The organism is Kluyvera sp. 1366, from assembly GCF_054823405.1.
In genome coordinates this window covers 512,716-522,493 of the sequence record NZ_JBTRDW010000004.1, presented here as the reverse complement: position 1 = coordinate 522,493, position 9,778 = coordinate 512,716, and the positions used below count along the sequence as shown (strand labels likewise).

The window sequence follows — 9,778 nt, the reverse complement described above, 5'->3', positions numbered from 1 at the left end:
ACCTGACCCCATGCCGAACTCAGAAGTGAAACGCCGTAGCGCCGATGGTAGTGTGGGGCCTCCCCATGCGAGAGTAGGGAACTGCCAGGCATCAATTTAAGACCCGTTACCGGGTCGTGACCTTCCCCGTGACGCGGGAAGGGCGAAACACCTGAAATCAGAACCATTGTCTGATATCAGTACAGAATCGGTGGAGCGGTAGTTCAGTTGGTTAGAATACCTGCCTGTCACGCAGGGGGTCGCGGGTTCGAGCCCCGTCCGTTCCGCCACTTAATTGATAAGCCCTGACTGAAAAGTCAGGGCTTTTTCATGTCTGCAATTTTGTCATTATTGTTGATAAAAAATCAAAATTCTTCTGCTTATATACGGATTTTTCAGCAACAATAAACCTGCCAAAATAATTCCCATCGAAACATAACGCTATACGATGAGGAAATTATGACAATCCCCGCCTTTGGTTTAGGTACTTTCCGCCTGCAAGATGACGTTGTAATCCATTCAGTTAAAACTGCGTTGGAACTTGGCTATCGCACAATTGATACTGCGCAAATCTATGAAAATGAAGCGGCTGTGGGGCAGGCGATCGCTGAGAGTGGTGTAGTACGCGGCGACTTGTTTATTACCACCAAAATCTGGATTGAGAATCTTTCGGCTGAGAAGTTGATTCTCAGCTTGAAAGAAAGTCTGGCGAAACTGCGCACCGATTATGTCGATCTCACTTTAATCCACTGGCCTTCTCCCGGATCGGCGGTATCGGTAAAAGAGAGCATGTTGGCATTGATGGCAGCAAAAGAAGCAGGCCTGACGCGGCAAATTGGTATCTCAAACTTCCCAATTGCTTTGATGAAAGAGGCGATTGACGCGGTTGGCGTGGAAAATATAGCGACTAACCAGATTGAGCTGCATCCCTTTCTGCAGAATCGGCAGGTGGTTGATTTTGCTAAAAAGAATGGTCTTCACATCACTTCTTACATGACGTTAGCTTATGGAGAAGCGCTGAAGGATGAGGTAATTAATACCATTGCACAGAAGCACAAAGCTACTCCGGCACAGGTTGTTTTGGCATGGGCGATGAAGTTAGGTTACGCGGTGATCCCGTCATCAACCAAACGTGAAAACCTGGCGAGCAACATGACAGCGGTTGATCTGCAGCTAGACGATCAAGATATGGCAAATATTGCCGCGCTGGATCGTCATCAGCGCTTAGTGGGTCCAGAAGGTTTGGCGCCAGACTGGGATTAATCGCTGCATCCCTTTTCAGCCCTGCACTCGCCAGGGCTGAGCTTTAACCCATTCACTCAGAAAATCGATAAACGCCCTAACGCGTTGGCTAACTCCTAAGTCACTGTAATAGACTGCATTAAAAGGCATCTCAACTGGGATACGCTGTTCAGCAAGCAGTTCAATAAAAGTACCATCGGCTATCTCTTTATCTACCATAAAATCTGATAAACACGCGATACCTTGGTCGCCTAGCACTAGCTGTTTAAGCGTTTCGCCGCTGTTAGATGACATTCCTGGCGTGATGTCATAAAGATCGCCACCTTCATCTGCGACTGGCCAGCGATTTAAGCGTGGCGTTTCAACGAAGCCAAGGCATTCATGCTGAGCCAAATCAGCTGTTGATGCAGGGACACCATATTTCGCCAGATAAGCCGGCGTCGCCACTAATTTGCGATAGCTTATAAAGAGCAAACGAGCGCGCAGTGTAGAATCCGTCAAATTGCCAGCGCGAATCGCCACATCGACTTTACGTTCGATGAGGTTAATAAAGCTCTCTGAAGAGATGAGCGATAGTGTGACATTGGGATAGCGCTCACGAAAGGGTTTAATCATCGGTAGCAACAGATGCAGAATTACGGGTGTGGCAGCATCAATACGCAGTACGCCCTGAGGCACCATCTGACGCTCAATCAACTCGCTCTCGGCGGTTGACATCTCCTGCATCAACTTTTGCACGCGGCGAAAATAATGCTCGCCCTCATGAGTGAGCGCTAGCTGACGCGTAGTACGCGTTAAGAGCGCGACACCCAGCTTATTCTCCAGTTTTTTAACCGTGCGACTCACCGCTGAATTGGCCATCTGCAATTGCTCTGCAGCGCGACTAAAGCTGCCGCTCTCCACTACAGCGATAAACACTTTAAGCTCATCTGACGATGCTTTCATTATCCCTCCAAAAGCAAAAGTCCACTCTCACTTTGCATCTTATTGTCATTAAAGCATGCGGCAACATTAACGCCCATCAAAACCTTAATGGGAGTTAATCACGCCAATTGCACTTTGGCCGCTGAAGATCAGTGCCTGTGCGATCGGAACGACAGAATTTGTTATTGTCGTTCTGAGCCCAACCATCGCTGAACAACTCCGTATTACGCTGCCTGCCGCGGTGAGCGTGATTCTGCATTGTTGAATATTATGGACTGGCGCAAACCCCGTGGATCGGCACCGTAATTGTACCTGGCGCGCTGCTGCTAGTGCGATTGAGTGGCCAACCCGATAAAACTCAGACTGCGATAGCGATGGAATAACCCGCACGAAAGCCTGCCAGCTGGCAGGCTTTTACATTGGTAAGCTGTGAGGCGAATTCCGACAATCAAGAACACCAATTGAAACCCCGCGCTAAAATCCCTATAACAGTCAGGTGAAGTGCGAGTCGTAAACCAGTTGGGCGGGAAAGTGCGGAAAAAAACTTATTCAATGCGTTATGTAGCCGGTCAGCCAGCAGAACGGATTTTTCCGCCGGGGGCAATGCTGCATCTTGGGCAGGCATTACCGCCTGGCGCACCTTTGCCAGCTGATCCCACACTGCGAGTTTTAGTCTGGAATATCTTTAAGCAACAGCGTGCAGACTGGATGTCTGTGCTCCAGGGTTTTGGCAAAGATGCCCACCTTGTTCTGCTGCAGGAGGCGCAGGCCACGCCTGAACTGGTCAAATTCGCCACCAGTAACTATCTCGCGGCCGATCAGGTGCCAGCCTTTGTCTTACCGCAACATCCTTCCGGCGTCATGACGTTGGCGTCTGCGCACCCTGTGTACTGTTGCCCACTACGGGAACGTGAGCCGCTACTGCGTTTGGCCAAATCTGCGCTGGTCACGGCGTATCCATTACCCACGGGCGAAATGCTAATGGTGGTGAATATCCACGCGGTCAATTTCAGTCTCGGTGTCGATGTCTACAGCAAACAGTTGGGGCCGATTGGCGAACAGATTCAACATCATCGTGGGCCGGTGATCATGGCGGGGGATTTCAACGCCTGGAGCCGCCAGCGCATGAATGCGCTGTATCGCTTTGCGCGGGAGATGTCTTTGCGTGAGGTGAACTTCACCGATGACCATCGCCGAAAAGCCTTTGGGCGCCCACTGGATTTCGTCTTCTACCGTGATATGAAGGTCAGTGAAGCTTCTGTGCTGGTGACGCGCGCATCAGATCACAATCCGCTGCTGGTTGAGTTCAACTCTCTCTACGGTATCGAGCGTTAAGCCAATACGCTTGAGCTCCCGCCTCGCAACCGTCACAACATTCAGCTGAAAATATTACAGCATAGGGTAAGTCAGAGCCTCAACAGGCTATATGCAGAATTTAGCAGAAGCAGAAAATGAAAAAGGCTGACAAAAGTCAGCCTTTTCGGGGCATTAGGTATCAGGTGTTGCGCTATTATTCACAAACAGCGTGAGCTTGTCGCCCGGCTGAATGTCTTTAGCGTCACTGTTCCAGCGCATAACGTCTTTGGTGTTCACACCGTGGCGTTTAGCAATACTGGCAAAAGAATCACCCTTACGTACACGGTAGGTGATGCTGTTGCCGTTATCAGCCAATTGCGTGCTCGCTTTGCCGTTCACGGTCAGAGTCTGACCGGTACGAACTGAAGCGCTGCGCAGATTGTTCTGCTGTTTCAGTGCACTGACGCTTACGCCAAGCTTGTTGGCAATGCCAGACAAGGTGTCACCTTTGCGTACCGTATAGCTGTTTCCTGCCGCACTGACTTTCGCCATCTCGGTAGGCTGCACGGAAGCGATATCACCGGAAGCCAGTGAATCGCGCAACTTAGCAACGTTGGACTTAGGCACCATAATGTAGTGCGGTCCATTTGGCGCAGTGGCACCGTTTTTATAACCGGCATTAAATGTCTTCAACTTGCTGAGAGACATTCCGGCCATATCGGCGGCCTGCGTCAGTTCAATCTGCTGTCCCACCTCTACGCGAGCTAAAGCACGGCTCTCGTTCGGGGTCGGCAGTTTGATACCGTAACGCTTGTTGTTCTTGAGAATCTCACTCAAGGCCAACATTTTAGGTACGTAAACCGTGGTCTCGCGGGGCAGCGATAAACTCCAGAAGTCAGTCGGCTTACCGCGCGCCTTATTCTGTTTCATCGCCTTCAGCACACGTCCTTCACCGCTGTTATAGGCGGCGATGGTCAGTAACCAGTCGCCGTCAAACATACCGTTCAGACGCTGCATCATATCCAGCGCTACTTTGGTCGAGGCCACCACATCGCGGCGTCCGTCGTACCATTGGTTCTGTTTCAAACCATAGTTTTTGCCCGTTTGTGCAACAATCTGCCAGATGCCGGCGGCATTCGCAGAAGATGTTGCGTGTGGGTCAAAAGCGCTCTCCACTATGGGTAGCAGTACCAGTTCCATCGGCATTTTACGTTTCTGTATCTGCTCGACAATCCAGTACATGTACGGCTCTGCCCGTAATGTTACATCGTGGAGATAGCTCTTATTTTTTAAAAATTTTGTTTTTTGTTCGCGGATCCGGCTGTTTTCCGGAATCCCCATCTTCAACTCGTCACTAATGTGATTCCAGAGATCAGTATCTTCTGCGAGGCTTGTTCCATCATCCTGCCATCGCGGCGACAACAATCGATCTCCGTACTTTCCATTTTCACCTTGACCAGCTGAAGACAGACTCTGGGCATGCTGTACGGGGATATTGGCGTCATTCCTTGATGCCTGACATCCTACCAGCAAGACCGAGGCGAGTAAGATCGCTTTAGCCTTCATGTGTGTGTCAATAGTTCGCTTAAAAGACGAGCAACTATACGTGACGGTCCACCACAACACAACCTCAAATATCAAAAGCGGTCTTTCTTCTCGCGTAGATCGGCGAAAGTTTGCCATAACGCTGATGATGAGACATTAGTGCCTAAAGCCTGTTGTAAATCAGCCTCTTGCGTGCGTAAAAATAAATTTATTTCCCGCTCTAAGGCCAGTTTTGTTGGTAAAGTGATGCGGTTTTCTGCGCGTAAGTCCTTAATTTGCTGATACCTTGCCAAAATTTTAGGGTCGTGGGGCAGAATAGCCGCAGCAAACTTCATATTGGATAAAGTGTACTCATGCGCGCAGCAAACGAGAGTATCTTCAGGGAGCTGATTAAGTTTTTGAAATGATTCGAACATTTGCTCTGCAGTGCCTTCAAATAATCGCCCGCAGCCGCCAGAAAACATCGTGTCACCACAGAAAAGATAAGGGGAGCTGAAATATGAGATATGTCCTAAAGTGTGACCGGGTGTTGCGATGACACGGAAATTCAGCCCAAGCAGGGTAAATTCATCACCTTCGGCCACAATACGCTTCGCCCCTTTATCTGCCGTTTCCTGTGGACCGAAAACCGCCACATCGGGATAGTGCTGCAACAGCTCATCCACACCGCCGACGTGATCGTGATGATGATGTGTCAGCAAAATCGCCACGGGTTGCCAATGATTGGCGCTGATTTTATCCAGCACCGGCTGTGCTTCGCCAGGATCGACTATCAAACACCTGTTGTCATCGTCCGTCAGTGTCCAGATGTAGTTATCCTGCAATGCGGGAATGCTGGTAAGATTCATAAACACCTCTCAGGTCGTAGAAAAAGGAAAATGGTAGAGCATGAAGCCGGCTAAAACACGCCAAATCCTGACTGCACCGCGCTCCTGGCGCGATATGCCAATGGGAGACTATTTTCGCGACGCGCTCACTCAGCAACTGCAGCCTTATCTCGGCAAGCTGTATGGCTTTCATATGCTTAAAATTGGCAGCCTCAGCGCAGAAATCAACACCAGCCAGTGTGCCATATCGCATCAGGTGAATGTGGGCATTGATGGCGATGAATTACAGGTTATCGCCAATAACACGCAATTACCCTTTGAATCTAAATCCGTTGATGCCTGTTTACTTGCGCACACGTTGGCGTGGAGTCAGGATCCGCACCGCGTACTGCGTGAGGTGGATCGGGTATTGATCGATGATGGCTGGATGATCATCAGCGGCTTCAACCCTTTCAGTTTATTAGGGATTAGCAAAGGCATTCCGGGTTTGCACTCGCGCGCGCCGTGGAGTGGACGGATGTTCAGCCAGGTACGATTGCTCGACTGGCTGGGCCTGCTGAATTATGAGGTGGTTTACCGCACCCGTTTTCAGGTGGTGCCGTGGCATCGGCAGGGCGGCAGGGTGATCAGCGCGCATTTACCGGCGCTCGGTTGTTTGAACATTGTGGTGGCACGTAAACGTACGTTCCCGCTAACGCCCACCAAAATGAAGAAGAATCTGAGTCAAAGCCAGCTACGGCAAACGGTTAATGTCACGCGCCAGTTTCGTGAAGTGAAGGATCAGGATTCAACCTGATAACCGATATCATCCTGAGTGGGCTTTCCCGCCGCGCTGCGTGCCAGTTCATCGCAGCGTTCGTTCTCCGGATGCCCCGCGTGGCCTTTTACCCATTCCCACTTAATTTCATGGTTGCTGAGCGCCACATCGAGGCGTTTCCACAGGTCGACATTTTTCACCGGTTTTTTATCGGCGGTTTTCCAGCCGCGCTTCTTCCAGTTGTGGATCCAACTGGTGATACCCTGACGAACATATTGGCTGTCGGTGCTGATCACCACCTCACACGGCTGTTTTAACGCTTCGAGCGCCACGATAGCCGCCATCATTTCCATACGATTGTTGGTGGTGAGGCGATAACCTGTACTGAACTCTTTTTCATGCGCGCCATAACGTAAAATGGCGCCATAACCGCCGGGACCGGGATTGCCCAGGCAAGATCCATCGGTGAATATTTCTACCTGTTTACGCATCTCTGGTAGACTTCCTTCTGACAAAACGCCAAGTCTGACATAAAACGAGTCCTATGAGCACTGCAAATAACCGCCAGATCGTCCTCGATACTGAAACCACCGGCATGAACATGATCGGTGTGCATTATGAAGGACATCGCATCATTGAAATTGGTGCGGTTGAGGTGATCAACCGTCGCCTGACCGGCAACAACTTTCATATGTATCTGAAGCCCGATCGGCTGGTGGATCCAGAAGCGTTCGGCGTTCACGGTATCGCCGATGAATTCCTTGCTGATAGGCCGATGTTTGCGGATATCGCCGACGAATTCCTTGATTACATCCGTGGCGCAGAGCTGGTGATCCATAACGCATCGTTCGATATCGGCTTTATGGATTATGAATTCGGCATGCTGAAGCGGGATATCGGCAAAACCGAAACTTTCTGCCAGATCACCGATAGCCTGGCGATGGCGCGTAAGATGTATCCCGGCAAGCGCAACAGCCTCGATGCATTGTGCAACCGTTATGAAATCGACAACAGCAAACGTACGCTGCACGGCGCACTGCTCGATGCCGAGATTCTGGCCGAAGTATTCCTGATGATGACCGGCGGTCAAACCTCGCTGGCATTTTCTCTGGACGGTGAGCAGAACAATCAGGGCGGCGCGGAGAACATCCAGCGCATTGTGCGTCCGAGTTCAGGTCTGCGCGTGGTCAGCGCCAGCGATGAAGAGATTGCTGCGCACGAAGGTCGTCTGGATTTGGTGCAGAAGAAGGGTGGTAGCTGCTTGTGGCGCGTGTAAAACGGCTGATTTTGCGTGCAAAATCGACGTTAAGCTGAAAAAAACGTCAAACGAAACATTCCCACAGAAAAAGCGTTGACGGGTGTGAAAGCTGCTATTAATATGCGCCTCGTTCTCGACGGGGAACAAAGCGCGGAGCGGTAGTTCAGTTGGTTAGAATACCTGCCTGTCACGCAGGGGGTCGCGGGTTCGAGCCCCGTCCGTTCCGCCAATCTATTTAAAGAAGCCGATGCAGAAATGCATCGGCTTTTTGCTTTTTCTAAATGGTGTCATTTTCCCTCATCCCCCGCCTTCTCACGCAACTGGGCGAAGGCGCTGATCGCGCTCGATGTTAACCCTCGCAGCGAGCTGCCCCTTCTCCCGCTAGCGGGAGAAGGTTGGGATGAGGGCCAGCGCGCACGCAACTTAATCCTTCTGTACCGCCACCGTCGCGCGATACGCCGCCACCGACTCTTCGCGGTCAGCGCGCGCCAGCCAGCGATAGCAGCCCGCACCCAACGCCACGCCGATAAACCAGCTAAAGTTCGCCACCGCATGCAGTGAAGGAATAAAGCTGATCACCAGACAAATGCCCACCGACGGCAGCAGCGCGGCAATCGCTTTCGGGTTGAAGCCGCCGCGATACCAGTAACGTCCTTTCGGCGTGTCATCAAACAGGTCATCCACGTAGACTTTGCTGCGTTTGATCAGATAGAAATCGGCCACCAGGATGCCAAACAGCGGCCCAATAAACGAGCCCAGCACATCCAGCGTGTAGTGAATCAGTTCTGGCGACTGGAACAGGTTCCACGGCGTCAGTAACACCGAACCGACTGCGGCAATCATGCCACCGGTGCGGAAGCTGATTTTCTGCGGTGAGCAGTTCGAGAAGTCGAATGCCGGCGAAACAAAGTTCGCCACGATATTAATGCCGATGGTAGCGATAATCATGGTCAGCAGGCCAATCGCCACCGCCACGTCGTTACCCACCATGCTGACAGTTTCAATCGGATCGGTGATCATTCTGCCGAACAGCGATTGCGTACCGGAGACAATCACCACGGTGACAATCGAGAACAGCAGGAAGTTGAACGGTAAGCCCCAGCGGTTGCCGCGACGAATTTCGCCCATGCTTTTGCCGTAACGCGAGAAGTCACCAAAATTCAGCAGCGGACCGGAGAAGTAGGAGACCACCAGCGCGGTGGCGGTAATCATCTGCCAGGTTTGCTCGCCGGTGCTCAACTGCTTGCTGGCCAGCGTAAAGGAGATACCATCGAAACCGGTTTTGTATACAATCCAGCCCGCCAGCGCCACCATCACCACGTACACCGCCGGACCGGCGACATCAATAAAGCGTTTAATCGCGTTCATGCCGTGCCAGAACACCATCGCCTGCAGTAACCACATCACACCGAAACAACACCAGCCCAGCTGAGATAAGCCGAGCCAGCTACTTTGCGTCATGCTGCTCAGGGTGGGGAAGAACTTCAGCAGCACCAGCATTAGCGCGTTAGCCGCCAGATAAGTCTGGATGCCGTACCACGCAAAAGCGATCAGCCCGCGAATAATCGCCGGGATGTTAGCGCCGAACACGCCAAACGCCTGACGCGAAATCACCGCGTACGGTACGCCTGCCATCTGGCTCGGTTTGGCCACCAGATTGGCGCACAGCTGCACAATGCAGATGCCCACTAACAAGCACAGCAGCACCTGCCAGCTCGCCAGCCCGAGGGTAAAGAAGCTGGCGGCCACCACGTAGCCGCCCATGCTGTGCACGTCCGACATCCAGAACGAAAAGATGTTGTACCACGACCAGTTCTGGTCGCGCGTCGGCGCCAGATCGTCATTACACAGACGTGGACTGTATTGTGCGTTGGCTTCAGAGGCCACCCGCGAGGTCACTTCAGAATGATTTGGCATGAAACCTGCTCCTCTCAACATCATGGAAAAATA

8 protein-coding genes, 2 tRNA genes, 1 rRNA gene and 2 pseudogenes are annotated in these 9,778 nt (G+C 51.7%); 8 read left to right on the top strand and 5 right to left on the bottom strand.

The window, feature by feature from the left end; all coding sequences use genetic code 11:
• From rrf to dkgB, 3 genes are all read left to right on the top strand, one after another.
• A 5S ribosomal RNA gene (rrf, locus tag ACVLVH_RS11865) occupies positions 1–90 on the top strand; the annotation flags it as partial.
• A 102-nt stretch (positions 91–192) separates the two neighbouring features.
• Positions 193–269 (top strand) — tRNA-Asp (locus ACVLVH_RS11860).
• Between the two features lie 169 nt (positions 270–438).
• Entirely contained in the window at positions 439–1,242 is an 804-nt protein-coding gene (dkgB, locus tag ACVLVH_RS11855; protein ID WP_192415433.1) for a 2,5-didehydrogluconate reductase DkgB, read from the top strand.
• A gap of 15 nt (positions 1,243–1,257) precedes the next feature.
• Here dkgB and yafC read toward each other — a convergent pair whose 3' ends face one another.
• Positions 1,258–2,166, bottom strand: a complete 909-nt coding sequence (yafC, locus tag ACVLVH_RS11850) for a DNA-binding transcriptional regulator YafC (RefSeq protein ID WP_192415431.1) — start codon at positions 2,164–2,166, stop codon at positions 1,258–1,260.
• A 97-nt stretch (positions 2,167–2,263) separates the two neighbouring features.
• On the opposite strand from yafC, the pseudogene ACVLVH_RS11845 reads away from it, so the two are divergent.
• Positions 2,264–2,386, top strand: a pseudogene (locus tag ACVLVH_RS11845) (hypothetical protein); the annotation flags it as partial.
• A 290-nt stretch (positions 2,387–2,676) separates the two neighbouring features.
• Positions 2,677–3,480, top strand: a complete 804-nt coding sequence (locus tag ACVLVH_RS11840) for an endonuclease/exonuclease/phosphatase family protein (RefSeq protein WP_008105211.1) — start codon at positions 2,677–2,679, stop codon at positions 3,478–3,480.
• Between the two features lie 153 nt (positions 3,481–3,633).
• On the opposite strand, the gene mltD is transcribed toward ACVLVH_RS11840, so the two are convergent.
• Together mltD and gloB are read right to left on the bottom strand one after the other, a co-directional pair.
• A complete protein-coding gene (gene mltD, locus ACVLVH_RS11835) occupies positions 3,634–5,007 on the bottom strand; it encodes a murein transglycosylase D (RefSeq protein ID WP_192415429.1) in 1,374 nt (457 codons plus the stop codon).
• A 71-nt stretch (positions 5,008–5,078) separates the two neighbouring features.
• Complete coding sequence (gene gloB / locus ACVLVH_RS11830; RefSeq protein ID WP_192415427.1) at positions 5,079–5,834, bottom strand: hydroxyacylglutathione hydrolase; 756 nt, start codon at positions 5,832–5,834, stop codon at positions 5,079–5,081.
• Positions 5,835–5,874: 40 nt separating this feature from the next.
• On the opposite strand from gloB, the gene ACVLVH_RS11825 reads away from it, so the two are divergent.
• A complete protein-coding gene (locus ACVLVH_RS11825) occupies positions 5,875–6,609 on the top strand; it encodes a class I SAM-dependent methyltransferase (RefSeq protein ID WP_192415425.1) in 735 nt (244 codons plus the stop codon).
• Here the strand turns inward: ACVLVH_RS11825 and rnhA are convergent.
• Positions 6,594–7,161: pseudogene (gene rnhA / locus ACVLVH_RS11820) on the bottom strand (ribonuclease HI). The gene ACVLVH_RS11825 and the pseudogene rnhA sit on opposite strands and share 16 nt — an antisense overlap.
• On the opposite strand from rnhA, the gene dnaQ reads away from it, so the two are divergent.
• Together dnaQ and ACVLVH_RS11810 are read left to right on the top strand one after the other, a co-directional pair.
• Positions 7,115–7,846 carry a DNA polymerase III subunit epsilon gene (gene dnaQ / locus ACVLVH_RS11815; protein WP_498949431.1) on the top strand — a complete coding sequence of 244 codons (732 nt, stop codon included), beginning with the start codon at positions 7,115–7,117 and terminating at the stop codon, positions 7,844–7,846. The pseudogene rnhA and the gene dnaQ overlap by 47 nt on opposite strands.
• Before the next feature lie 134 nt (positions 7,847–7,980).
• Positions 7,981–8,057, top strand: a tRNA-Asp gene (locus ACVLVH_RS11810).
• A 194-nt stretch (positions 8,058–8,251) separates the two neighbouring features.
• Here the strand turns inward: ACVLVH_RS11810 and ACVLVH_RS11805 are convergent.
• Positions 8,252–9,745 carry an NCS1 family nucleobase:cation symporter-1 gene (locus ACVLVH_RS11805; protein WP_192236769.1) on the bottom strand — a complete coding sequence of 498 codons (1,494 nt, stop codon included), beginning with the start codon at positions 9,743–9,745 and terminating at the stop codon, positions 8,252–8,254.
• Between the last annotated feature and the right edge of the window lie 33 nt (positions 9,746–9,778).

What these genes read in the sequence shown, in the direction of transcription:
- dkgB (WP_192415433.1), top strand. Translation starts at nt 439, where the DNA reads ATGACAATCCCCGCCTTTGGTTTAGGTACTTTCCGCCTGCAAGATGAC.
- yafC (WP_192415431.1), bottom strand. Translation starts at nt 2,166, where the DNA reads ATGAAAGCATCGTCAGATGAGCTTAAAGTGTTTATCGCTGTAGTGGAG.
- mltD (WP_192415429.1), bottom strand. Translation starts at nt 5,007, where the DNA reads ATGAAGGCTAAAGCGATCTTACTCGCCTCGGTCTTGCTGGTAGGATGT.
- gloB (WP_192415427.1), bottom strand. Translation starts at nt 5,834, where the DNA reads ATGAATCTTACCAGCATTCCCGCATTGCAGGATAACTACATCTGGACA.
- ACVLVH_RS11825 (WP_192415425.1), top strand. Translation starts at nt 5,875, where the DNA reads ATGAAGCCGGCTAAAACACGCCAAATCCTGACTGCACCGCGCTCCTGG.
- dnaQ (WP_498949431.1), top strand. Translation starts at nt 7,115, where the DNA reads ATGAGCACTGCAAATAACCGCCAGATCGTCCTCGATACTGAAACCACC.
- ACVLVH_RS11805 (WP_192236769.1), bottom strand. Translation starts at nt 9,745, where the DNA reads ATGCCAAATCATTCTGAAGTGACCTCGCGGGTGGCCTCTGAAGCCAAC.